This is a genomic window from Bradyrhizobium jicamae, assembly GCF_018130695.1.
In the GTDB taxonomy this organism is placed as follows: Bacteria; Pseudomonadota; Alphaproteobacteria; order Rhizobiales; family Xanthobacteraceae; genus Bradyrhizobium; species Bradyrhizobium jicamae_B.
On record NZ_JAFCJX010000012.1, the window covers coordinates 126,513 to 149,985 of the forward strand.

Sequence of the window (23,473 nt, forward strand, 5' to 3'; positions counted from 1 at the left end):
ATGAACGAAACGATGAGCATGCCGCACGCGATGGGCACCCCGGGCAATGGCTTGGATCGTACGACGTCCTTCGGCGGCGTCGGCATCGGACCGTTTGAGCTGCGGGTCTACGGTGAGGCCTGGCGCGAAGCGCTGTGCTTCCGGCGGGACGAGAGCGGCAGCGTCCCCGATCGCGGGTCGCGAGCCCGATCGCCTGGGTTCGCCGGATTGCTGCGTATGTCGTCGGAGATGGACGACGACATGGGCTTCGACGAGAGCGCGAGCCGCGAGGGATGTCCCCCGAGCGCGACGCGGATCGCAGCAACGCTGCTGCTCGCGCGCGCCTTCGACGCCGCGCCGGCCGCGGCGCGGGACCTGCTCTCCGGTGACGCTCCCGTCGTCGTCGACGTCGCCGACGGCGCGGTGCTCGACGCGCTGAAGGGCGTCTGGCGCAGGATGTTCTTCGACAACCCGCAGCGGACGATCGATCTGGTGAAGACCGCTCCCGGCCGCCGCAGTGCGCTTGACGGCGCTTACGTGATGCTGAAGGAGCCGCTCAAGGGCACCGCGAAGGAGCGCCTCGAACGCGTCGCCGCCGACATGTGCGGCTATGCGCTCCCGTTCGTGGCGTTTTCGGTCGACGGTCGCGCCTGCCTGCCGAAAGTGGTGCACGACGCTGCCCGACACCGGATCGAAGTGCCGATGCTGGACCCGGCGACGGTCTCGAGGACCATCCGCGCCGTCACCGGCATCAGGACGGCGGTCGACGTGCCGGCGGAGACGCTACGCGATCTCGGCGTCGGCGACCTCGCGGCCGCGGTCCGCTTCGACCGGACGCCGCAGGCTTGCGTCGACGAACTGCGCCGTCTCGCCGCTTCGAAGAACGCCGAGCGGCCGTCGCGCGGGCTCGTTCTTTCCGAGATCAATGGCATGGCCGAGGCGCGCTCCTGGGCCGATGGTGCGATCGCCGATCTCGCCGCCTGGCGACGCGGCGATATCTCCTGGGACGCCGTCTTGAGCGCTGTGATGCTCGCCGGGCCGCCCGGCGTCGGCAAGACCCTGTTCGCCGAGGCCTTCGCGCGTAGCGCGTTGGGCGAGGATTCGAAGTCCGGCATCCCGCTGATCGTCTGCTCGTACTATTCCTGGCAGGCCGATGGCCATCTGGGCGATTTCCTGGCGGCCATGCGCCGCGACTTCGCCTCCGCCCGGGCAAAGGCGCCCTGCGTGATTCTGCTCGAGGAATGCGACAGCTTCGTCGACCGCCGCGGCGTGCAGCATTCGCACTCCGACTATGTCAGGAACTGCGTCAACGCCCTGCTCGAGGAGGTTGACGGCGTGCGCCGGCGGGAGGGTGTGTTTCTGATCGGCTGCACCAACCAGGTCGAGGCCTGCGATCCCGCGCTCCTCCGCGCGGGTCGGTTCGAGAACGTAGTGCGCGTTGGCCTTCCCGATCCGGACGAGCTCGAGCAGATCTTCCGGGTGCGCTTGAAGGGCGATCTCGTCAACGCCGACATCTCCACCGTCGTGGCGTCGGCGGCCGGCATGACCGGTGCCGACGCGGAGCGCGCGGTCAAGGACGCGCGTCGTCAGGCGCGCCGCGAGGACCGCGAGCTCCGGCTCGGCGACCTCCATCGTGCCGTCGTCGGCGACGACGACCTCTCCGACGAGCTGCGCTGGCGGGCGTCGATCCACGAAGCGGGCCACGCCGTGGTCGACGTGCTCCGCTTCGGCGCCGACGGCATTGTCGCCAACACGACGCGCACTGACCGACGGCTCGGGATGTCGATGCGTACGACCCGCCAGGCCTTCGAAGGCACGGCGAGCGACTATCGCGCACGCATCGAGGTTCTACTCGCCGGCCGCGCCGCCGAGGAGGTCCTGCTCGGCGAGGCATCTCACGGCGCCCAGGCCGATCTCGCGGAGGCTACCAGGTTGAGTTGCGCAATGTTGGGCGGGCTGGGTTTGGCGGGACCGTCGCCCTTGACGCACCTCGGCGACCCGCGGCACGCGGAGGAGTTTCTCCGCTACGTCGATATCCGCGCCGCGGTCGGTATCGAGCTCGCCGAGGCGGACCGCACCTGCCACGAACTGCTCGAGGTCAACCAGACGGCACTCATCGCGGTGGCGCGTCGGCTGTTCGAGCTGGGCAGCGTCGTCGGCACCGAGATCGCCGTGCTGCTTGAGGCCGCCCGTTCGAAAGAGACGCCGAAGCCGGCGACGCCGGAGCGCGGCGTCGTCCTGCGCCTCGTCGATGACCCCAGCCGGACGGAAGGGCCGTAACGGCGACGCGGCCCAGGCCACTGCATGCTTGGAGAGCGCCAGGATCTCATGGAGGAGCCGGGCCGTTTATGACGGTGACGGCTGCCCGATCCCGTGCTCTTCCAGAAGAGCCAGGGCGGACCGCAGCGCTTCCTCCTTGAGAGCAAGTTCGTTTTCTAGCTTAATCGTCACGTTCTGCTGCTCGGAGATCCGCTGGCGGGCCTTTAGCTTCAGCGCCTCGATGCGCTGATGCATCTGCATCGTGACGTTGTCCACGCGGGCCTGCGCCTCCGCACGGGTCTTTGCGATCCGGTCGTCGATAACCTGCTTCGCCTGTGCCTTCGCCTTATCGAGATCGGCCATGAGGCTAGCGCGGGCTTTCGCCAGCGATTTGGCCTGGCGCTGCTGTTCCGTCCACTCCTCGCGGTTCAGGCGCTGCCGGCGCGGCCCGAGCCTGGTGAGGCCGCAGTGGGAGGCGACGTTCTCGTAATAGTCGTCCTGCAGCGCCTTCATGGCGGCCTTGTAGACCTGCTTCTGCTCGCGCTTGGTCTCGCCGCGTGCCTTCGACGCCGCCGTCGCCTCGTAGCCCGGGTGCACGCTCTGGATCTGAAGCTGGCCGTCCTTCGGGAGGTCTGGGACGATCACCCAGTGAATATGCGGGTGCGGTTCATCCAGATGTTCGACGACGCACTGGAGCGCGTCGCCCCACGTATCGGCAAGGAAGCCGATGGTCAGGGTGCGCCAATGTTCGTACTCCGCCGCCTTCTGGGGATCGGCCTCGATGTCGGCGACGGTGTCGGGCCAGCTCGCGACGCCGACCGCGACGACCGGGGTGTCGCACCGCACTTTATGGCCACGCTTATTAACGGCCTTATCGGCTCGCGTCGAGGCCAACGCGAATGCCTCCTGCGGATCACAGCCGAACACGATTTGCGGCACCCTCGGCTCCGCCACGTGACTGCAGGCATGCGGCGCCCGCACCATCTCGTCGCGGATATCTGTCAGCGACGGATTTCGCTTTTTCGAGCGCCGCTTGTGGGCGCCGCGGCGGGCGTATACGTTAAGACGAAAGAACTGAAAACCCATGGTGAGCAACTCCCTCTGGCCCACCATCTCCCGGATGGCCGCAAGAGGGAAGCACTGTCAATCCAGTGTTCGGCAACATCTAGTCGGTTCAATAGATGTCGTCCGTGGCCTGCGGTCCGATAACTACCGCCTGAATGTGCGATCGGACGGGAGGGGCGGGTCAGAACGTTCAGTCGGTCTTGCTCGTTGGCGAGCCTCTCGCCGCCAACGTAGAGCAGGGCGGCTGACACCGCCCGGAAGGGCGCCCAGCCGCACCAACAAGTCTTCCATCGCAACAAGCATGAGGTCGTTCGGGCGTCTGGTGGATAACCCATGATTTCCCGGCTCCCTGTCCCTATTCGGGGTTCTGGTCGGACCGGGTCACATCAGGACGTTCGATAGGCCTGCACCGTCCGGTTGCTTCAAGCCGCCGACGAAGGGCAGGGCGGCTGACATCGCCCGGAAGGACGCCCTGCCGCACCAATAGGTCCTCCAGCGCGACGAGCATGAGATCGTTCATCCGACATCCTTGCGTAGCCGCCAACATGCGCAGCGCGAGATGAAGGTCCGGCTGCATAGAGACGGTCGTGCGCAAGTTCTCCCCGGTTAGCCCTTGAGAACGGTTGGAATCCGAGTAGGTGAGGGCATCGCGCAGATGCCGCGAGCCCGCGTCAAGCGCGTCCTTTGGGTTACGGCTCATTGACGATCTCCAGTCGACGCAAAATCCACTCGGTGACGATTTGAACCTCGGCGGCCGCGCGGCCTTCTGGCTCATATTCGCTGACCCCCATGCCGACGGCGATGGCGTCCTGATAAGCGAAGCGGTAGGCGAGCTGTCCCTGCACTACGGTGCCCAACAGGCGGTGGTTATCGATCCATTGAACGAGACGGGCGCTCAGGGTCGGCGGCGTTTGGGACAGAAGAATTGCAAAGGGGATCCCGTGATCAAGGAACAGGTTTCTGAGGCGCATTGCGACAGACGTCGCCAACATGGTGGGCTGAGTGACGATGAGAGCAAGATCGGCTGCCTTGACCGCGTGAGCGATCGTCCTGCCGTCGTGCGCAGGCGTGTCGACGACAACAAGATCAAACAGGTGATGATTGCGTGCGATCCAGCCTGCAAGTTCTTCAGAACGCAGCTGTTCCACGTACGGCCAACGCTTTCTTCTCAAGCTCCTCCACAACTGCAGCGACCCTTGCGGATCGATGTCCAGCACGGCGACGCGATAGCCGCGGAGCGCTGTCGCCACGGCAACATTCAGGGATGTGGTTGATTTCCCCGTTCCCCCCTTTTGTTGAACTGTCGCTATAACCTTCATTTTCTGGCGCTCGCTTCCGGTCATCGAGCATTCCAGCTGGGCAGACGCGGATCAAATTGCGCAATTGAGCGCAAAAAATGTGGACAGTCCCTGGCGGGTTCGGGCGAGATTCCGCGTTTAGAGCAAGAATCGACAAAAAGTCGGACCAAGGTTGTCCACAGCTAAATCCATCAAAACTGCTCCGGCGCCCGACATAAGACTGGACAGGGGCATCACCGCATCACCGCATCACCGCATCACCGCATCACCGCATCACCGCATCACCGCATCACCGCATCACCGCATCACCGCATCACAACATCACCACGTCACTCGCCCGACATCGCCAAGCCAGGTTCGACGCGATGATGCGCGGCTGATCTGGTTTACCGTCGAGAGCTTCGTCGACAACCAGATTCGTCATCGGCTCGGACAAGAGCTTCGACGAAACGATCGTTGATATCCTGACGCACGATCAGGCATGACAAGGGGTACGGCGCCAACCCTGAGAGACCTGACCAGAAAAACGACGAGCCACTGCCGCAACCTCTGATGGGACAACCGCCAGCACGTGACGTTCGCTCGGGGGCCCGAGCTTTCAATCGGCTTTTTCCGGTAAAGCCTCTTTCTATTCATATGGGAAAGGAAAACGGCCAGCGGCACGCCGTTCCTCCGGGATGCACTAACAGCAGCGCATCGCAGCCTGCCCTTCGGCGCAAGAGTTCGCGTCACTGAGCTTAAGAGTGGCAAGTCGGTGGTGGTTCGTATCACTGACCGCGGGCCATGGGTTCGAGACCGCGTTCTTGACCTTTCCCTTGGCACTGCGCGCAACTTGGGCATTACGGATCGTGGGGTAGTCAAGGCTCCTGCTGAATTGCCTTGAGGCGAGCGGCAGCGGTGAAGGAAATGGAGCTCTTCGTCAACACCTCGAACCATTCGAGGTGGTCAGGACCACGTCGCAAAGGCGATACCGGTCCCGGTTCCAGCGGATGTGCGATAGGTCGGAAAATATTCCGACCAGTCGTTCGTCAGATGCTCGGACATACCCGCCGCCATCACCCAGTTGAGAATCTCCGACGAGCCGGAGTTCAACTCGCCGCGCGACAGGCTTCGCAGCGTCCCTGCATCCTTCTCGCGGATCGCCTTCAGGATCTTTTGGTCGAGCTTCTCATCAACGACGAAGTGACTGAGCCCGCCACTGGCCGCCACCGCGACGCGAAGATCGCGCTGCGACTTGCCGATGATGTTCGCGAGCTTGACGCCGATGTCGTAGCAGCGGCGCGCGGTCGGCGCATTCGGCGGGAAATAGGTGTTGAGCAGGATCGGCACCACCGGAATGGCGCGCCCGCCGAACAGACGCTCGATGATGAAGCCATAGGCATGGCCGAATCCCGCCTTGAGCGGGTCCTCGACCTTCGCCGCAGCGGCGATATCGACATCCTCGTCGATCAGGCCGCGGATCAGCTCGAGCGCGAACTGGGGATGGCCGGGAAAGCTGTGGACCGCATCCATCGCATAACCCTTCATCACCGTGCCGATCCAGCCTGGCGTCTGCGGGGTGATGTGCTTCTCATGCGTCAGGATCTCCTCGCCATGGAAGATCGAGATCGCGGGCATGTTGGCATGACTGAACAGTTCAGCCTGGTCGTCGCCGATGATCACGACCACATCGGGCGCGGTAGCGGCGAGACGGCCGGCGACATGGCCGAGCGCCTTCTGCGAGGCGGCCTCGATCTCGAGGAATTTCGCTTCGGTCGCGATGCCGCCGTAGGGCGCGCCGTTCTCTTTTGCGAGGTCGTCGTAGCTGACGAACCGTCCGTCGGACAGGTTCAGCGACTTGTTCTTCTTGTCGTCTTCGGCGCGCTCGCTCCATCGTTTGCCTTCGAGCGCCAGCATCGGCGTATGCGAGACGGCAAGGCTGAACACGATCTTGGCCATCGAGAAATCCTCCCTTTATTATATTTACCTAGTGGACAATATTGCATGCCACCAGCAGCGCTGCAACGGAAACTGGCAGCGGCGGCGGCGAAAATCCCCTTGCAAGTTCGCCAATATTATATATACCAAGTGGACTAATTAATAATCGGCCCCCCACGGGCCTCAGGGAGAGACCGTGTCCATGATCATCGACGCGCATGCCCATCTCGTCGCGCCCGCCGCGCTCTATGCCCATCGCAGCAACCTGGTCGTGGCGCGCGGTCAATACGGAAGGTTTCCGGCCGCGATCTCCGACGCCGAGCTGGAGAAATCTGCTGCCCAGAACGTTGCGATCATGGATGGCGTGGGGACCGACCTGCAGGTGCTGTCGCCGCGTCCCTTCATGATGGTGCACGGCGAGAACCGTTGGGAGGACGTCGTCACCTGGGCCGAGGACAACAACGACATCATCGCCCGCACGGTGAAGATGTACCCGAAGCGCTTCCGCGGGGTCGGAGGACTGCCGCAGGCGGTCGGGGCTCCGGTCGAAACCATGTTCGACGAGATCAAGCGATGCGTCGAAAAGCTCGGCTTCATCGGTGTGCTGCTCAATCCGGATCCGTCGGAGGGGACGGGCAAGAGCCCGACCCTGGCCGATCCGTACTGGTATCCGCTCTACGAATTCCTCTGCAAGCACGACATTCCCGCGCACATCCACAGCTGCGCCTGCTGCGGCCGCGAGACCTATGACGAGCACTTCATCACGGAGGAAAGCCTCGCCATCACCACCATCACACGCTCCGATGTATTTCAGCGCTATCCGACGCTGAAGCTGATGGTCAGCCATGGCGGCGGCTCCGTGCCGTTCCAGGTCGGGCGCTGGCGCTCCAACCGGCAGATGGCGATCGCGGCCGGGCGCCTGCCAATGGACACCGAGAGTTTCGACGCCAGCCTGAAGCGCTTCTGGTTCGACACCGTTGTGCACAACAAGAAATCGCTGGAGCTGCTGTTCGACGTGGTCGGGACCGACCGCTGCATGTTCGGAACCGAACGGCCGGGCAGCGGCGGCGGCATCGATCCCAAGACGGGCAAGCCCTTCGACGACCTCAAGCCCGTGATCGAGTCGATTGCCGAGCTCACCTCGGCCGACCGGAAGGGGATCTTCGAGGACAACGCGCGCAAGTTCTTCAGCCGTCTCGACGCGTGAGCGGGAGGGGAGATCAGCATGACCGCACGACGCAGCATCGAAGTGCCAGGCTTCAGCCACGGCAAGCAGCCAATTCCCGCGGCCTCGCGGGTCGGCAACATCGTCATGACCGGCGGCATCTACGGCCTCGATCCGGAGACCGGATTGATCCCCGATGACGTCGGCCAGCAGGCCGAGCTGATGTTCGAGAATCTGCAGCGGATCGTCGAGGCCGCCGGCGCGGGCCTCGAACGGATCGTCAAGATGACTGTTTATGTGAAGGTGCCGGAGGCGCGCGACGCCGTGAACAAGCATTGGCTGGTCGCCTTCCCGGATCCGGCATCCCGGCCGGCGCGTCACACCTTCCAGAACGATCATCTGCCGGCCAATATGCTCGTGCAATGCGATGTGATCGCCGTCCTCGACGGCGCCTGAAAGCCCGCGCGGTTGACAAATCCGGTCCCCCGGCGGATAGCCTGTTGATCGGATATCGCTTGGCCGCGGGGGCAGTTTGGCAACAGATCTCACCAAGGAGACGCTCGACGAGGTCGTCAACCAGCGCCGTCGCCAGCAGCGCTCGCTCGATACGCGGGAACGAATTCTCCAGGCGGCGTTCGAGGAATTCGCCGAGCGCGGATTCGAGGGCGCCTCGACACGGACCGTGGCCGCCAAAGCCGGCGTGCAGCATCCGCTGGTAACCTATCACTTCAAGAACAAGGAAGGCCTCTGGCGGGCGGTCGTCTCGACCACGAGCTTCAACTTCGGCCAGCATTTCCAGGTTCAGCTCGCCGACATCTCGGAAAAGGATGAGGTCGCGCGGCTTCGTCTGCTGCAGGAGCAGTTCATCCGCTTCGCGGCGGCCAATCCGAACTTCCACTGGCTGATGTCGCATGAAGGCAAGCGCGAGAGCGACCGGCTGACCTGGCTGGTCGAGGAGCGGGTGAAAACCTATTTCGACGTTGTCGCCAAGCTGATCCGGGAAGCGCAGAAGCGGGGACGCTATGTCGAGGGCGATCCCTACCATCTGCAGTATCTGTTCATCGGCGCCGTCACCCGTATCTTCATGCTGAATGCGGAAGTCCAGCAGGTGATGGGGCGCTCGCCTTTCTCGAAGAAGTTTGTCGACGAGCACGTGAAGACCTGCTGCGCCCTGTTCTTCCGCGAGCCGCCCGAGAAGCCTCGCCGGCGCTGACTCCTTACCAGCCGATCGGCAGGCTCCTGAAGCCGCGCACCATCAGGTGCCGGACGCGGATCGCGTCCGCGAGATCGATCTCGTAGTCGCCGAAGGCCGTCAGCAGGCGAGGCAGGATAGCGCGCAGCATCGCGCGGGTCGTGCTGGCGCCGAGACAGACGTGCGGGCCAAAGCCAAAGCCGAAATGCCGGACCTTGCCGCGGGTGATTTCGAAGCGATCGGCATCGGCAATGGCGGTTTCGTCGCGGCTGGCCGACGCATAGAGCAGCGCGAGCCGCGCGCCCGCTGGAATGGCCATGCCTGCGAGATCGGTCGGTGCCGAGGTGGTGCGGGCAAAGCACTGCGTCGAGGTGTCCCAGCGCACGGCCTCCTCGATCGCGCCGTCGATCAGCGAATGATCCGCCATGACGCGCGCGCGCTGGTCGGGATGGCGCCAGAGCGCATGCATGAGGTTCGGCAGGAAGTGGCCGATCGAGGCATTTCCTGCCAGCAGCACCGTCATCATGTTGGCCACGATCTCGGCATCGCCGAGCGGAGCGCCGGCTTCCTGCGCCGCAATCAGCACCGAGAACAGGTCATCCTCGCGCTCGACGCGGCGCCGTGCCAGTTCATCCGACAGCAGCGCGATTACCTGGGCGCGGTCGTCCTCGTCGAGCGCCGGACCAGCCGGTCCGGCCTCGCCACGGAACAGCCGCTCGGAGAGTTCGCTCGCCCGTCTCGCGGACTGAGGACCGAGGCCGAGCATACGGCCGAGCGCACCGAACAGTAGGGGACGGCTGATCTCGGTGACGAAATCGCAATGGCGGCGCGTCCGCAGTGCCGTCAGGCGCGCGGCGAGTTCGTCGCGGATCCAGGGGAGAACGAGCTCGATGCGGGCGGGTGTCACACCGCGCATGATGATGCGCCGGAGCTCGTCATGGCGTGGCGGATCGGTCGAGCCCAGCGTCTTGCCGACGCGGAGCGGGGAATCGCTCAGCGCGTTGCCGGCGGAGGACGAGAAGAGGTCATGGTTGGCCAGGGCATGTACGACGTCTGCGTGCCTGCTGAGGAACCAGAGATTCGTCGTAGCACAATAGTAAACCGGCCGCTCGGCGCGCATCTGCCGATATGTCGGGTAGGGATCGTCGAAATATGTGTCGCTGGCGAGATCGAAGCTGGTCATTGCGACCTACCAGCGGATTGTCAGCTTGTAGAAGCCGCGCACCATCAGATGGGCGACCCGCTCCGCGCCGGCGATGTCGAGCTCGTATTCGCCGAGCGCCGGCAACAGCGGCGTCATGATGGTCCGCATCATCGCCCGCGCGGTCGGCGCGCCCAGGCAGATATGCGGGCCGGAACCGAAGCCGAAATGGCGGGTCTTGCCGCGGTCGATGTCGAATCTGTCAGGATCGGCAATCACCCGTTCGTCCCGATTGGCCGATCCGTAGCAGACCGCGAGCCGACTATTGCCCGGGATCGTGACGCCGTGCAGCGCAATCTCCTTTGTGGTGTGTCGCGCGAACGCCTGCGTCGAGGTGTCCCAGCGGACGGCCTCGTTGACCGCCGCGTCGAGCTTGGTCGGGTCGGCCAACAGTTTTCGGCGTTCGTCCGGATTCTTCCAGAGCGCGTGGATCAGATTGGAGAAGTAGTGTCCGATCGACGCATTTCCGGCCAGCAGCACCGTCGACATGTTGCCGAGGATCTCGGCGTCGGAGAGTGGCGCGCCGGCCTCCTGCGCCTCGAGCAGGAAGGAGAACAGGTCGTCGCTCCGATCCTTGCGCCGGCGCTCGAGCTGCCGGCCGAGCACGGCGAAGACCTCCTCCATCACGCCTGGCTTCGACACCGGACCCATCGCGCCTGTCCCCGCGTGGAAGAGATCCCGCGAGAGCTCGGCGGCACGCCGCGCGGCGTCGCCGTCGAGGCCGAGCATGCGGCCAAGTGCGCCGTAGAGAATGGGGCGGCTGATGTCGGCCATGAAGTCGCATTCGCGCCGGCCGCCGACATCGTGCAACAGCCGTTCCACATCGCGCTCGATCGCGGGCTGCATCGATTGAATCCGGGCCGGGGTAAAACCCTTCATCACGACGCGGCGCAGTTCGTCATGGCGCGGCGGATCGGTCGTGCCGAGGGTCTTGCCGACGCGCAGCGGCGAGTCGACCAGAGTGTTGCCGCGGGACGACGAGAAGGTCTCGAAGTCGTTGAGGATGCGCGTGACATCCTCGTTGCGCGTCACGATGGTGAACCCGCTCGGCTCATGCAGGTAAACGGGATGCGCGTCGCGCAGGAGCTTGTAGGTGGGGTAGGGGTCATCGACGAAGCCGCGGTCCTCGGGGTCGAAGCGAAAGCCCATGCGGTCCTCCCTGTTGTTCTAGTTTCTTAATTAAATATACCGTGTGGAAAATATAATAAGCAAGCCGCTGTTTCGGCTGCGTCCGCCTTTCAGGCGGCGCGGACCGGCTTCCGGATCCCGACGAATTGTTCCAGTGCGTCACGGTCTGCGGCGATGGCCTGGCTGGTCCCGCGCCGGACGGCGACGCCGCGCTCGAGGATGATCGCCTGCTGCGCGAGCCGCAGCGCGAAGCCGGCGTGCTGTTCGATCAGGACCACGGCCATGTTGTCGGCTTGCGTGATTTCACCGATGCAGCGGGCGACGTCCTGGGCCACGACGGGCGCGAGCCCTTCGAGCGGCTCGTCGAGCAGCAACAGGCGGGGATTCGTCACCAGCGCGCGCCCGATCGCGAGCATCTGCTGTTCACCGCCCGACAGCTGATTGCCGAAATTGCCGCGCCGCTCCTTCAATCGCGGAAACAGGTCGTAGACGCGGTCGATCGTCCAGACGCCCGGCGCCGCGGCGATCCGGAGATGCTCCTCGACCGAGAGCGGCGCAAACACCTCGCGGCCCTGCGGCACCCAGCCGATGCCGGCCCGGCAGCGCCGGTGCGGCGGCGCAGTTGTGATATCCTTGCCGTCGAAGCGCATCCGACCTGCGCGCGGAACGAGATGGCCGGCGATCGCGAGCATCAGCGTCGATTTGCCGGCGCCATTGCGCCCGAGGACGGCGAGCGATCCGCCGGACGCGATGCCCAGCTGGAGGTCGTGGATCACGATCCCGTCGCCATAGCCGACGTCAAACTTGTCGATCTGCAGCAGCGGCTCAGTCACCGTCGTTCCCCAGATAGACGCGGCGGACTTCGGGATCGCGGGCGATCTCGCCAGGCGTTCCCTCGCACAGCACGGTCCCTGCGACGAGCACGGTGATCGTCTCGGCGAACCGAAACACCAGGTCCATGTCATGCTCGATGAAGAGGATGGCCACGTCGCGCGGCAGCGCCTCGATGGCCTGCATCAACTCGAAGCTTTCGCCGGCGGGAACGCCCGCAGCCGGCTCGTCCAGCAGCAGCACCCGTGGCTGACCGGCAAGCGCAAGCGCGATCTCCAGCAGCCGCTGGCGGCCATAGGGAAGCTCGGCGGTCGGGCGTAGACAATCCCGTTCTAGTCCGACCGAGCGCGCCAGCGCAAACGCTTCATCCGTGGTGTCCGACTGGCGATGTAGCGCCAGCAGCGGCTTGCCGAGCCGGCCGTTGCGTCGCGCGACCGCGAGCATGATCGACTCGAGCGGTGTTAGGTACGGAAACAGCGCATTGACTTGGAACGTCCGGCCGAGCCCGCGCGTGACACGCTGGTCGGTGGTCAGGCGGTCAATCGGCGCGCCTTCGAGCAGAATGCTGCCACTGCTTGGCGCCAGCACGCCGGTGAGCAGGTTGATCAACGTGCTCTTGCCCGCGCCGTTCGGCCCGATCAGCGCCTGGCGGCCGCCTGCCTTCAGCCGCAGGCTGACCCCGTTGGTCACCTGCAGGGCACCGAACTGCTTGCAGAGCATTCTGGTCTCGAGCGCAGCGGCGGTCATCGCATGGTCCTCACGCGGGCCAGGCGGGCCGTGAGCCGGCTCAACGCGCCGACCAGGCCACCCCGCGCCATCAGGACGAGCGCGATCAGCGCGAGGCCGAGCCAGAACATCCAGTAGACCGGATGCAGGGCCGACAGCACGTCGCGCAGCCAGATGAAGGTTGCAGCGCCGAGGAAGCCGCCGATCAACGTGCCGATGCCGCCGACGATCAGCATGACGAGAGCGGCCACCGAGCGCTCGAAGCTCAGCGTCTCCAGTGCGACGATCTGCGTCGTCTGCGCGAGCAGCGCGCCAGCCATGCCGGCGATGGTCGCCGAGATCGTGAAGGCGATCATCTTGCGCCTGACGGTCGACACGCCGAGCATCGGCACACGGTCGTGATTTTCGCGCATCCCCTTCAGCGCGAGCCCTTCGGGCGAATGCACATAGCGCCGGGCGGCGAGATAGAGCAGGAAGGCTGTAGCGTACGCGTACCAGAACCCGGTTCGGCCGAAGAGATCGAACTCGAACAAACCGAGCAGCGGCCACATCTCGATGCCTTGCAGGCCGGTGTCGCCACCGGTCAGCCAAGGCATCCGACTGGCCGCTTCGAACAGCAGCAGCCCGATGCACAGCGTCACCATTAGCACGGCCGCGCCGCGCACCCTGGCGATGACCGCGCTGAACGCAAATCCGAGGCTGCCTGCCGCAGCGCCGCCGGCGAAAACGCCGGACACTGGCTCGCCCCAGCCATGGGCGGCCAGCAGGCCTGCGGCGTAGGCACCGAGCCCAAAAAATGCGGCGTGTCCGAACGACGGAATACCGCCATAGCCGAGCAGCAGATCCAGCGACATCGCAAACAGGCCGCCGATCAGGATTTGCGTCAGCAGGACGAGTTTTGTGGGGAACAGGAAGTAGCTGGCCGCGGCCGCGACCCAGAAAATGATTTCGATCGTGGTCCAGCGCGCGCGGCGGGCGACCATCATGCGGGCGAGATCGAGGGTGACGTCGCTCATCGTAGCCGCCCAACGAGGCCCTGCGGCCGCACGGTCAGCAAGGCAAGCGCAGTCGCGTAGATGATGAAGGCGCCGATCTCCGGCAGCAGATATTTGCCGACGACGTCGATGATGCCGAACAGCATCGCGGCGAGGAACGTCCCGCGCAGCGACCCAAGTCCGCCGACGCTGACGACGATCAAGAGCTCGGTCAGGAACTTGATCGGGAAGTTGGGGTCGAGCCCGAGCAGCTTGATGCTCAGGGCGCCGCCGAGACCAGCGAGCGCCGATCCGAGTGCGAAGGCGAGCGCATAGAGCTTGTCGACGTCGATCCCGCATGACGCCGTCATGCGGCGGTTGAAGACGGCTGCGCGGATCTTGGCGCCGAACGTGGTGTGCTCGATGAGATGCACCAGCGACAGCAGCAGCGCGACCCCGGACCCGATCAGGAACAGGCGGTAGCGGTTGAGGTCGATCGGTCCGAGACGGAGATTGCCGTCCAGCCAGGCGGGGACCGTGATCGCCATTTGCTCCGGCCCAACCAGATACGTTGCTGCGGCGATCGCGACATAGACCACGCCGATCGTCAGCAGGACCTGTTCCAGTTCGGAGGCCTGATAGAGTCTGCGGAACAGCGTGCGCTCCAGAACCGCGCCCACCAGCGCCGCGGTGACGCCGGCCATGGCGAGCGCCGCCAGGAACGGCCAACCGGCCTTGCCGATCAGCAGCGCTGCGGTATAGCCGCCGACCATCGCCAAAGCGGCATGCGCCATATTGGCGAAACCCATCAGGCCGAGGGTGATCGACAGCCCGCCGGCCATCAGGAACAGCACGAAGCCGTAGGCAATTCCCCCGATCAGGATGTTGACGAGACCCAGCATCGAATCACCTAACGGGCCGAGCCTGGATCCTTGACGTCAGGCGTCGAGGCAAATTCGACGTTGACGATCTGGCCGTCGCGCTTCTCGACCTTGCGGAACCAGATCGTCTGGACGATATCGCGGGTCGCCGGATCGATCGCGATCGGGCCGCGCGGGCTCTCGAACTTGATCTGCTTGAGCAGTTCCATGGTCCGATCCGGCGTGAGCTCGCCCTTCTGGGCCTCGACCACCTGATAGATCGCCCGCAGCACATCGTAGCTGACAACAGGCACGAAACTCACGGGACGTTCAGGCGCCAACGATTTGAAGGCGTCGATGAATTCCTTGTTGGCAGCCGAATCGTGGGTCTGTGTGTAGTGGAAGGCGGTCACCACGCCCAACGCCGCGTCGCCGGCCGACGGAAGCGACGCCTCGTCGGTGATATCGCCGATGCCGATGATCTTCGCGGGATCGAGGCCGGCCTCCTTGAACTGGCGCAGGAAGATCGGCGGCAGCTCGCTGGCGGTCATGAAGACGAAGACGGCGTCGGGATTGGCGTCCTTGATCCGCTGGATGTAGGCGGAAAAGTCGGTTGCCTTGAGCGGCGCGCGTACGGAGCCTGCGATCGTGCCTCCGGCCGCCTTGTACTCGCGCAGGAACATCGCTTCGGCATCGAGACCGGGTTCGAACTCCTGCACGAACGTATAGACCGATTTGAAGCCTTGCTTGCTGGCATAACCCGCAAGCTGCTGCGCCATCTCCGTGGTCGTGAAGCCGAACCTGACGGCGTAGGGATGTTTGGCGAGGATACCTGAGGTTGCCGAATTGACGATCAGCAGCGGCACCTTGGCGGAGGTCGACAGCGGTGCGACCGCCATCGTGTTCGGCGTGAAATCCATGCCGGCGAGGAAATCCACCTTCTCGCCGACGATCAGCTCCTGGGCGAGACGCCGCGCGACGTCGGGTGCCGGACCCGTGGTGTCGCGCTTGATGATCTCGGTCTTGCGGCCGGCAATCGTCCTGCCGAACTTCTTGAAGAACACCTCGATTGCCGTATCGGACGCGGCACCGGCCGCAGCACCCGGGCCGGTATAGCTCATCAGCCAGCCGATCTTCAGCGGCCGGTCTTCGGCATTTGCACAAGCAGTGGCGGCGAGCATCGCCGCGGCCGCGATCACGATCTTGGCGATCATGCCGGTCATCCTCCCTGGAAGGTGTGTTGGGTCTCTGACGGACCGCTTTCTGCAAAATAGACCAAATGGAAAGTATATGCAAGGCGACGACGCGAACTCCGAGACGGGATTCCGGCGGCGCGAGGTAGCCCTCGCGTTGCCGTGATGACCACTTCTCCTAGTGAGAGCGTCATGTTGCCGGTGGCGGTGACCACAGCTTGCAGATCATCAATCAAGCCGGCGCGACCAAATTCAGCCCTAGCGGTCCCGGTGGCAGCGGGGACGTGCGGAGTCATCGCATGGCGACGAGGTGGGGCGCATCGTTGTGCAATTCCGGCGAGCGCTCCCCAAATATCACGAGATACTGGCCAATCATCGTCGCGATCGCCGGCTGCGGAAGACCCGCTCCCGTTCCGAAGGCAACTAGGATTTACCTGGTTTGCACTCACTTCCGCGGTGCGAGGATTTCATCGAATTCGCGAACGCTCGGAAACGTCATTGTCGGCTGATGATCGAGATTGCGGATATAGCTACGAAGGTCTTCTATCATCGCCTCCCGGTGCGATCGGTCACATAGGGGACGTGATAAGCGACGAACGGTTGATGCACGGAGAGGCCGACATAGCCCAACGTGCCTTGGAAAAAGTGGCGCATCATCCCGGTTTCAAGCTCGCCATGGATCGCATCTGATCCGAACATATGACGCCGTCCCCCCAGCGCCATGGCTGCGAAGCTTCGTTTCCCCTTAAGGCCACCGAGATCATAAAGCCGCTTGCCCCCGTACATCGGTCCCGACAAGAAAACCCGCTCGATCCTACTCTTTAGAATTGCCGGAACGCTGAACCAGAAGATCGGAAAGGTGAAAGCAAGGACGTCTGCGGCAAGAACGTTCGCGACTTCGTCCGAAATTTCTGGCGCCAGCATGTTGGTTTCGTAACCATAGCGCTGCTCGAGCGCATAGATGAGATACTCCGGCCGCTTCCTGGATCCGAAATCGTTGGGGGAAAGGACAGGTCTGAATTCCATCTGGTAGAGATCGCTCACGGTCACTGTGGCGCCTGTCGCCGCTAGTTCGTCGACGATCGCGTTGCGCATAGCGCTTACGAACGACTTGGGCTCGGGGTGTCATGGACTTAGTGGACGCGCATGGTTGGCTCACGCTTCTCGCAAGATGACCGGCAGCCCGGAATCGGTTACGGCGACCGAACGCTGCAAATTCCTGAAACTCTTCGACTTCCCAAACGCTTCTTGTGATGCAGAGGAGGGCAGTTTGGACCGAATCGAGGATTGCATCAGCTTTCTACTCGGCAAGGCCCAACAACGCGTCATGCGCCGTGCGAAGGAATCGCTTTCGGAACACGATGTTACGCCGGCGCAATACGCGGCTCTCTGCGTTCTTTGGGAACAAGATGGACGCACCGGTGCGGAGCTGGGCGGGAGGCTGGTGATCGATAGCGCGACCATGACGGGAGTGATTGATCGTTTGGAGCGCTCAAGTCTTGTTGAACGCAAGCCCGACGATAGCGATCGCCGGATTTATCGACTCTATCTAACGAAGCGCGGGCGGGCGCTACAGGCTCCCCTGAACGGCGTAATGGCCAATCTAAATGATGAGGTCGCCGAGCTTCTCGGGCGGGACACCGAGCGGTTCTACAGGATGCTTCGCGCGATGGGGTTACCGAAGTAGACAGGCGAGGGTCGCGTCAGTGGCAGCCGCCCGCGGTGGCGAAACTGAGAAGCGCTTTCCCCGGTCATTCGAATGGCAGGCCCTAAGCCATAGCACTCCTTCTTCGAGATGCCGCCGCACCCCATGACGCCATCGAAAAGATCGCGAAGATGCCTCCCTTCGCACGCGCCTGGTCGCATTGTCCGGAGCGAAACCCGCGCCACAAGAACGACACCGCGTTCGACGAATTCACGCAAAGGTTCGTCTCGTCTGCAGATAGCGCTTAACCATACCCTTTCGACCCTTGGAGGTATGACCAGATCTGTAAGCCGTCGGCGTCTGTCCAGTCCACGACCGGAAGGCCCGCACAAAGCTCTTCTCGTTCGTGAAACCCACTGCTCGTGCGATCTGCTTGATCGGCTTTTGGGTCCGCCGCAGAAGGTCGCTCGCTCTGTCGCGACCCGCCTCATCTTTGAGCGCCTGAAGCGACGTTCCTTCCTCCTTGAACTGGCGATACAGAGTGCGCACCGAAAGATTGAGCTCTCTTGCAAGCGAAAAGGCCGAATGGCGACTGCGCTTTAGCTCCTCGCGCGCTCGCTCTGCGAGGAGGGCATCGCGGCGGTACTTCAGCACGGTCAAAGGGAGCGCTCGCTTTAGCATCTTACTCATCGATTGCTCGTCGCGTCTTGGCGAAAGGTCTAGATAGCGGGCATCAAAGCAGAAGCCGGTCCAGTTGGAGGTGAAACGAACTGGCCCAGGTGAGAAGAGAAGGGGATACACACCTGAGTGAGGCGGTGCATCGAAAGGAAGAGCTGTCTCGTCGAGTGCTATGCGTGAATCGATCAACCAGCACGCATATCCGAGCACAAACCGCATTGTCGTGATGAGACAAAGTTCCCGCATCTGACCGAAATCGCGCCTCTCTTCAATGCTCAATGAAGCAATCCCGTCCGCCACATTCAATTTGAGAATCAGGTCCTCGGTCAGAAGTCGGTGATGACGACACCACCGGTTCAACGCGATGCCGAGTGTCGGGGACGTTAGTGAGGCGCGACAAAGCATGCCATAACTCCCCCAGGGCAGGCGCCGGCTGAACCATCCAACCGCCTCGTCGTCGAGTTCTTGCATGGCGAAACCGGACAACGTCTCCATCTGCGACGCCGTGATGCGGCCGTCGGGTCGACGAAGAAGAGATGGCGCGATTTGTGCCTGTTGAAGAGCGGCTTTGGGGTCCTTCTTGTACCTTTTGTAGCCCAAAAGGATGGCTCGGACGAAGGCTATTGGCGTTGCGGCGGTATGCTCCATTTGACCATCTTGGCACGATTTGTGACGTCGTTGGCAGCAAAAATGCTCTGCCGCGCGGTACTGCTTTCTCAAGTAGCCAGATGAAATCAGAGGAAATAGCCCGCAATGGAGCGAGCTGGTTAGATCTGCCGATCCGCCTTCTTGCCCGCCTCGATTGCATGAAGGTAGTTCGCCTTAATTGCGAGCGCGGACTGGCGGTGCGATGCGGCCTCATAAGTCGTCGAGAACAGCTTTATCTGACGACGGTTGCTCCGAGTGGTCGGACCGCCTCGAAAGGTTAGCGACTTGGAAGCGGACAATGAACTTCAACTTGGCACATTCAGCCATGTTCAAAGCGCTCGGCCAAACCCTGATGACAGCAGGAGAATGACGATGAACGAAACCGTGATTTTTGAACGGCAAGATGAGATCGGTACGATCACGTTCAATCGACCTGCCGAACTCAACGCCGTCGATCTGCAAATGGCGCGGGCGATGGGACGGCTGGCCGGCGAGCTACCGAACATCGAGGGTATGAAGGTGATTGTTCTGAAAGGCGCCGGACGCCATTTCATGGCGGGCGGCGATATTGCAGCCTTCGTGGGGAAGCCCGAACAGAAGCTACCGGTGATCGCCGAGATCATCGACCATTTCCATGCCTTGATCCTGACCTTGCAGAAGGCGCCCCAACCGGTTGTCTGCGCAGTGCGTGGCGCCGCGGCTGGCGGCGGCTTCTCCATGGCGATCGGTGGCGACATCGTCGTCGCCGACGAGACGGCCCGCTTCACGCCCGCTTATCGTCGCCTGGGGACAACGCCCGACGGTGGCGGGAGCTTCCTGCTGACCCCGTTGGTCGGTCCCAAGAAGGCTGCTGAACTCTTCCTGGCCGGTGGCACCTACGATGCCTGTCAGGCGAAGAATATGGGTCTCATCAATGAAGTGGCGCCATCGTCGGATTTCGACGCGCTCGTCGAACGGTTCACTTCGGAGCTGTCGAAGAACTCCGCAAGCGTCGCGGCGGCAACCAAGGCACTTCTGAAGCGCGAGACGATTGCAGCCTTCGCCGCTCATCTCGACGCGGAGAAGGCATCCTTCCTTGCCTGCGCACAACGCGCCGACTTCACCGAAGGCGTAGACGCTTTCGTTTCAAAGCGGACGCCCGTGTTCACGCACTGACTCTTCGGATGGGAGCGGCATGAAGAAGGCTGCCGCCACTCTAATCACCGTCGCAATTCCTCTTTCCCTTGCGCGATCCTGCTCTCAGCTGAAGCCCGTCCAGAAGGAGAGCAGTCATTCGTCGTGCGTAGGAAGGATCGTCGCGTGCTGGCGTGCAAAGGAGAGTTATCGCGCGCAAGAGATCGTTTGGCTCGATACCGGGGCACACGTCGCCGGCTGCGATCGCTCCTTCAAGCAATGTCTGAAGCGCCGGCCGAAGCCGCTTTCCAAAGTCCGCAGGCATGGTCGCGAACGCTGCTTCTTTCGAACGAAGAACCGTTGCAAGGCCTCGTTTGCTTGTCAGGAAATCCACATAACGCTCCACCCATAGTGCCAGCGCCTCGCTTGGCTCGTGCTTGGCCGTCAGAACTGATGCAGCGTCAGCGCAAGCGTCGACTTCAGGACCGAAAACGGCCTCGATCAGGGCTGAGCGGTGCGGAAAGTGACGGTAGACGGTGCCGATGCCAATGCCCGCCGTTTCGGCTATCCGCTGCAATGGTACGTCCAGTCCCTCTGCCAGGAACACTGCTGCGGCAGTTTGAAGCAACCTCGCGACGTTGCGCCGTGCGTCAGCGCGCATCGGTCGGTTCCCGCGGCGGCGAAGTTTGACATCGTCGCGTCTTTCTTCCGGTTTGTGGCCAACGGCGCCGCTTTCCAAATGTCTGTCATGTTTGACCATCGTTGGTCTTGGGCATGCCGCCAGCGGCCGCTCATTCAAGATTGCGAGAGGACAATCTTGCCGCGCGCTCTGCCGGACTTCTGGCGCTCCAGTGCCTTGCTGAATGCCTCAAAGGGCGTCGTCTGATCGAAGACGATTTTAACGCCATCACGAACGACTGCATCCACGACCTCTCGCAGGCGATGCGCGTACGGGCCTACATACATGACACTGGCCGACACCCCGTGCGCCTTCGCCATCTTCTCGTCTGGCGGCAGCGTGAGCGTTACCAATCGTCCGCCTTGCTTGAGAAGGGGGTAAGATCGAGCCTGCGTCGCTCCCCCAACGGGATCGAACACGAGATCGACACCTGAGAAGACGGCCGAGAAGTCCTCCCTCTTGTAGTCGACGACCTCATCGGCTCCGAGGGAACGCACCAGATCGACACCCTCGCCCGACGAAGTGGCCAGCACGCGCGCGCCGGCGCTCTTGGCGAACTGCACCGCGAACGTGCCGACCCCGCCGGCGGCCGCATGAATCAGCACGGACTCACCGGCCTTGAGTCGTCCAACGGTGAAGAGGGCGTGCCACGCCGTGCTTCCCGCGGTCGGGATTGTGGCGCCCTCCGACTCCGAAAGCGCAGCGGGCAGCGGGACGCAGTGCTTGGCCGGGACGACTGCATATTCCGAGAGACCGCCACTCGTTAGCGGATCGGCCCAGACGATCACGGCATCACCGGGTTTGAAATCGGCGACGGCATTTCCTGCCTTCGCGATGACACCCGCAAAGTCGGTGCCAAGCGCATACGGGAACGTGATGGGGAAGAACTGGGCCGCATATCCCGACATCATGTGAATATCGAGTGGATTCAGTGCCGACGCCTGAACTCGCACGAGGACTTCACCCGGCCCGATTTCGGGAACGGGCACATCGTCGATGACGGGGGGCTGGTTAAAGCCATGGATACGAACTGATTTCACGGATTGACCTTGTGATCGATGTGATCGCCTGGTTGTCGACGCGGAGCGAGGCGAGCAGACTCCGCGTGTCGCGTTGTCGTGCCCGCATTTCAAGCATGGTTGGCGATCAGCCTTTGACCGCCTTCACCACTTCGACGACATTCGCGCCGAAAACCTCGGCAGTCTTGAGATCGCCGGGGATCATTTCGTCCACCGACGCATCGGAGGGAGACACGACGAGAAGCCCCCTGTATCCGCCGAGGTTGTTGAGGTCGTCGCGGGTCGACGCCTTGCTGTTGGAGGGGTGCATGCCAGTGCCGGTCCACAGCATCTTGTGTTGTGCAGCAAGGGTGGAAAGATACATGAGCGTTGACTCCTTGTCGCCGCTCAGCGTTGCCGAGTTGGTGAACCCGGCAGCAATCTTGTTTTTCCACTCCTTGTTATACCAAGGTTTGCTGGAGGCATCTGCGAATTTCTTGAACTGCCATGACGGCCCTCCCATGTAAGTTGGCGACCCGAATATTATGCCGTCCGCTTCCTTGAGAGCTGGCCACGCTGCGTCCGGCACGTTTCCCTCCGCGTCAATCGCGATGAGCTCGACTGCGGCGCCGGCGCTCAGGGCGCCCTTCTGAACGTGCTCCGCGGCTCGCCTGGTGTGGCCATAGCCGGAATGAAAAACGAGGGCGATTTTGGTCATTGGATACTCCGCTTTTTATGATGTCGATGCGTGTGCGAAAGGCTAGTCGAACTCTTCACCCAGATCGGTCCTGGACGGTCAATGTTCGGACGGTCATGCGATCTTCATCGCTTGGGTGTTCTTTCGAACGACTGGGGCGATCCGGGTGCCAAGGCGCTCGATCACCGCTGCAACTTCGGGAAACGGCAGCGAGCCTACGTCGATTTGCGCCAAGAATCGGTCGATGCCGAGCACCTCGTGCGCAAACAGAAGGCGCTCGGTGATCTCGTCGGGCGATCCGACCATGAGCGCCATCCCCGCGGATGCGGCATCGTCGAACTGATTGCGCGACATTGCCGGAACGCGGCCACCTGAAGCGTGATGCCAGTAATTCGAATAGTGAGGATAGAAGAGGTCACGCGCCGATTGCGACGTGGCGCCCACATGTGTGTGGCCGGCAAGCGCGACGCGAAGACCCTTGGCGTCCCGGGGGGCCGACCTCCGGTAGAGATCCACGATTCCCTTGCGCGCGGCAATCGGGCCGCCCAGCGCCGCGAGCGTCATCGGGGCGCCGAGCGAACCGGCCCGCACCGCGCTTTGCATGCTGCCGCCGACCGCGATCCAGACGGGCAATTCGTTCTGACAAGGCCTTGGTGCTATGTCGATGTTGTGGAGTTCGGGGCGGAACTCTCCCCGCCAGGTGATGCGCTCTGCGAGGCCGAGCTTACGCAGCAGCGAATAATTCTCAACGAACAACTCATCATAGCTGTCGAGGTCGTAGCCAAACAGCGGAAACGGCTCGATGAATGCGCCTCGCCCGGCCATGATCTCGGCGCGCCCTTGCGACACGAGGTCAAGCGTGGCGAAGTCCTCGAAGACGCGCACGGGGTCCGAGGCGGCGAGAACCGTAGCTGCACTGGTCAGTCGGATGCGTTTGGTCTGAGCGGCAATCGCGGACAGGACGACGGCCGGCGTAGAGATTGCGAAGTCGAGCCGGTGATGTTCGCCGAGGCCGAACGCATCCAGCCCGACCTCCTCGGCCAAACGCGCCGCCGCCATGATCTCGTTGATCCGTTGCATTGCCGACGGCCGATGCCCCGTTGTCGGGTGCGGCACGAGATCGCCGAATGTGTATAGACCGATTTCCATTCCTGTCCTCGTTTACGGCTGAAGATGACGGCGGCGGGTATGAACGCCAAGTCGCCAGACGGCGAACCTTGCGTTCGG

At 63.1% G+C, this 23,473-nt stretch carries 24 protein-coding genes and 1 pseudogene; 8 read left to right on the forward strand and 17 right to left on the reverse strand.

The window, feature by feature from the left end:
• Nucleotides 1-18 precede the first annotated feature (18 nt).
• Nucleotides 19-2,259, forward strand: a complete 2,241-nt coding sequence (locus tag JQ604_RS19210; RefSeq protein ID WP_249158374.1) for an AAA family ATPase — start codon at nt 19-21, stop codon at nt 2,257-2,259.
• Nucleotides 2,260-2,325: 66 nt separating this feature from the next.
• Here JQ604_RS19210 and JQ604_RS19215 read toward each other — a convergent pair whose 3' ends face one another.
• The 3 genes from JQ604_RS19215 to JQ604_RS19225 form a co-directional block, all read right to left on the reverse strand.
• Nucleotides 2,326-3,324, reverse strand: coding sequence for a hypothetical protein (locus JQ604_RS19215; protein WP_212359587.1), 999 nt, complete (start codon nt 3,322-3,324; stop codon nt 2,326-2,328).
• Nucleotides 3,325-3,658: 334 nt separating this feature from the next.
• Entirely contained in the window at nt 3,659-4,003 is a 345-nt protein-coding gene (locus JQ604_RS19220; RefSeq protein WP_212359590.1) for a hypothetical protein, read from the reverse strand.
• Nucleotides 3,993-4,646 (reverse strand): ParA family protein, encoded by a 654-nt coding sequence (locus tag JQ604_RS19225; protein WP_212359593.1) that lies wholly within the window; start codon nt 4,644-4,646, stop codon nt 3,993-3,995. Before JQ604_RS19225 ends, JQ604_RS19220 begins: the two co-directional genes overlap by 11 nt.
• Nucleotides 4,647-4,773: 127 nt before the next feature.
• Between JQ604_RS19225 and JQ604_RS19230 the strand changes: the two genes are divergently transcribed.
• Both JQ604_RS19230 and JQ604_RS19235 read left to right on the forward strand, forming a co-directional pair.
• Nucleotides 4,774-5,061, forward strand: coding sequence for a hypothetical protein (locus tag JQ604_RS19230; RefSeq protein WP_212359597.1), 288 nt, complete (start codon nt 4,774-4,776; stop codon nt 5,059-5,061).
• A 174-nt stretch (nt 5,062-5,235) separates the two neighbouring features.
• Entirely contained in the window at nt 5,236-5,484 is a 249-nt protein-coding gene (locus tag JQ604_RS19235) for a septal ring lytic transglycosylase RlpA family protein (RefSeq protein WP_349631121.1), read from the forward strand.
• A gap of 62 nt (nt 5,485-5,546) precedes the next feature.
• On the opposite strand, the gene JQ604_RS19240 is transcribed toward JQ604_RS19235, so the two are convergent.
• Nucleotides 5,547-6,539 carry a hypothetical protein gene (locus JQ604_RS19240; protein WP_212359601.1) on the reverse strand — a complete coding sequence of 331 codons (993 nt, stop codon included), beginning with the start codon at nt 6,537-6,539 and terminating at the stop codon, nt 5,547-5,549.
• Between the two features lie 181 nt (nt 6,540-6,720).
• Between JQ604_RS19240 and JQ604_RS19245 the strand changes: the two genes are divergently transcribed.
• From JQ604_RS19245 to JQ604_RS19255, 3 genes are all read left to right on the forward strand, one after another.
• Entirely contained in the window at nt 6,721-7,725 is a 1,005-nt protein-coding gene (locus JQ604_RS19245) for an amidohydrolase family protein (protein ID WP_249158426.1), read from the forward strand.
• 18 nt (nt 7,726-7,743) lie between these two features.
• Entirely contained in the window at nt 7,744-8,139 is a 396-nt protein-coding gene (locus JQ604_RS19250) for a RidA family protein (protein ID WP_212359607.1), read from the forward strand.
• Between the two features lie 76 nt (nt 8,140-8,215).
• Nucleotides 8,216-8,896 carry a TetR/AcrR family transcriptional regulator gene (locus JQ604_RS19255; protein ID WP_212359612.1) on the forward strand — a complete coding sequence of 227 codons (681 nt, stop codon included), beginning with the start codon at nt 8,216-8,218 and terminating at the stop codon, nt 8,894-8,896.
• Nucleotides 8,897-8,900: 4 nt separating this feature from the next.
• Here the strand turns inward: JQ604_RS19255 and JQ604_RS19260 are convergent, their stop codons facing one another.
• The 8 genes and pseudogenes from JQ604_RS19260 to JQ604_RS19295 all read right to left on the reverse strand — a co-directional run.
• Complete coding sequence (locus JQ604_RS19260; protein ID WP_212359615.1) at nt 8,901-10,058, reverse strand: cytochrome P450; 1,158 nt, start codon at nt 10,056-10,058, stop codon at nt 8,901-8,903.
• Between the two features lie 6 nt (nt 10,059-10,064).
• Entirely contained in the window at nt 10,065-11,225 is a 1,161-nt protein-coding gene (locus JQ604_RS19265) for a cytochrome P450 (protein ID WP_212359619.1), read from the reverse strand.
• 89 nt (nt 11,226-11,314) lie between these two features.
• On the reverse strand, nt 11,315-12,037 hold the full coding sequence (locus JQ604_RS19270; RefSeq protein WP_212359624.1) for an ABC transporter ATP-binding protein: 723 nt from the start codon (nt 12,035-12,037) through the stop codon (nt 11,315-11,317).
• Nucleotides 12,030-12,782, reverse strand: a complete 753-nt coding sequence (locus JQ604_RS19275; RefSeq protein WP_212359628.1) for an ABC transporter ATP-binding protein — start codon at nt 12,780-12,782, stop codon at nt 12,030-12,032. The genes JQ604_RS19270 and JQ604_RS19275 overlap by 8 nt, the downstream gene beginning before the upstream one ends.
• Nucleotides 12,779-13,777, reverse strand: a complete 999-nt coding sequence (locus JQ604_RS19280; protein ID WP_249158376.1) for a branched-chain amino acid ABC transporter permease — start codon at nt 13,775-13,777, stop codon at nt 12,779-12,781. The genes JQ604_RS19275 and JQ604_RS19280 overlap by 4 nt, the downstream gene beginning before the upstream one ends.
• Entirely contained in the window at nt 13,774-14,637 is an 864-nt protein-coding gene (locus JQ604_RS19285) for a branched-chain amino acid ABC transporter permease (protein WP_212359632.1), read from the reverse strand. The genes JQ604_RS19280 and JQ604_RS19285 overlap by 4 nt, the downstream gene beginning before the upstream one ends.
• A gap of 8 nt (nt 14,638-14,645) precedes the next feature.
• Nucleotides 14,646-15,809, reverse strand: coding sequence for an ABC transporter substrate-binding protein (locus tag JQ604_RS19290; protein ID WP_212359635.1), 1,164 nt, complete (start codon nt 15,807-15,809; stop codon nt 14,646-14,648).
• A 525-nt stretch (nt 15,810-16,334) separates the two neighbouring features.
• Nucleotides 16,335-16,901: pseudogene (locus JQ604_RS19295) on the reverse strand (NAD(P)H-dependent oxidoreductase); the annotation flags it as partial.
• A 58-nt stretch (nt 16,902-16,959) separates the two neighbouring features.
• Between JQ604_RS19295 and JQ604_RS19300 the strand changes: the two are divergent.
• Nucleotides 16,960-17,475 carry a MarR family winged helix-turn-helix transcriptional regulator gene (locus JQ604_RS19300; protein WP_212359643.1) on the forward strand — a complete coding sequence of 172 codons (516 nt, stop codon included), beginning with the start codon at nt 16,960-16,962 and terminating at the stop codon, nt 17,473-17,475.
• A 228-nt stretch (nt 17,476-17,703) separates the two neighbouring features.
• On the opposite strand, the gene JQ604_RS19305 is transcribed toward JQ604_RS19300, so the two are convergent.
• On the reverse strand, nt 17,704-18,759 hold the full coding sequence (locus JQ604_RS19305; RefSeq protein ID WP_212359646.1) for an AraC family transcriptional regulator: 1,056 nt from the start codon (nt 18,757-18,759) through the stop codon (nt 17,704-17,706).
• A 372-nt stretch (nt 18,760-19,131) separates the two neighbouring features.
• On the opposite strand from JQ604_RS19305, the gene JQ604_RS19310 reads away from it, so the two are divergent.
• Nucleotides 19,132-19,914: an enoyl-CoA hydratase/isomerase family protein gene (locus JQ604_RS19310; protein ID WP_212359649.1), complete on the forward strand. Its 783-nt coding sequence runs from the start codon at nt 19,132-19,134 to the stop codon at nt 19,912-19,914.
• 40 nt (nt 19,915-19,954) lie between these two features.
• Here JQ604_RS19310 and JQ604_RS19315 read toward each other — a convergent pair whose 3' ends face one another.
• From JQ604_RS19315 to JQ604_RS19330, 4 genes are all read right to left on the reverse strand, one after another.
• Entirely contained in the window at nt 19,955-20,632 is a 678-nt protein-coding gene (locus JQ604_RS19315) for a TetR/AcrR family transcriptional regulator (RefSeq protein WP_212359654.1), read from the reverse strand.
• A 35-nt stretch (nt 20,633-20,667) separates the two neighbouring features.
• On the reverse strand, nt 20,668-21,591 hold the full coding sequence (locus tag JQ604_RS19320) for an NADP-dependent oxidoreductase (protein WP_212359657.1): 924 nt from the start codon (nt 21,589-21,591) through the stop codon (nt 20,668-20,670).
• A 106-nt stretch (nt 21,592-21,697) separates the two neighbouring features.
• Nucleotides 21,698-22,267 (reverse strand): flavodoxin family protein, encoded by a 570-nt coding sequence (locus JQ604_RS19325; RefSeq protein WP_212359661.1) that lies wholly within the window; start codon nt 22,265-22,267, stop codon nt 21,698-21,700.
• A 93-nt stretch (nt 22,268-22,360) separates the two neighbouring features.
• On the reverse strand, nt 22,361-23,395 hold the full coding sequence (locus tag JQ604_RS19330; RefSeq protein WP_212359665.1) for an LLM class flavin-dependent oxidoreductase: 1,035 nt from the start codon (nt 23,393-23,395) through the stop codon (nt 22,361-22,363).
• Nucleotides 23,396-23,473 lie beyond the last annotated feature (78 nt).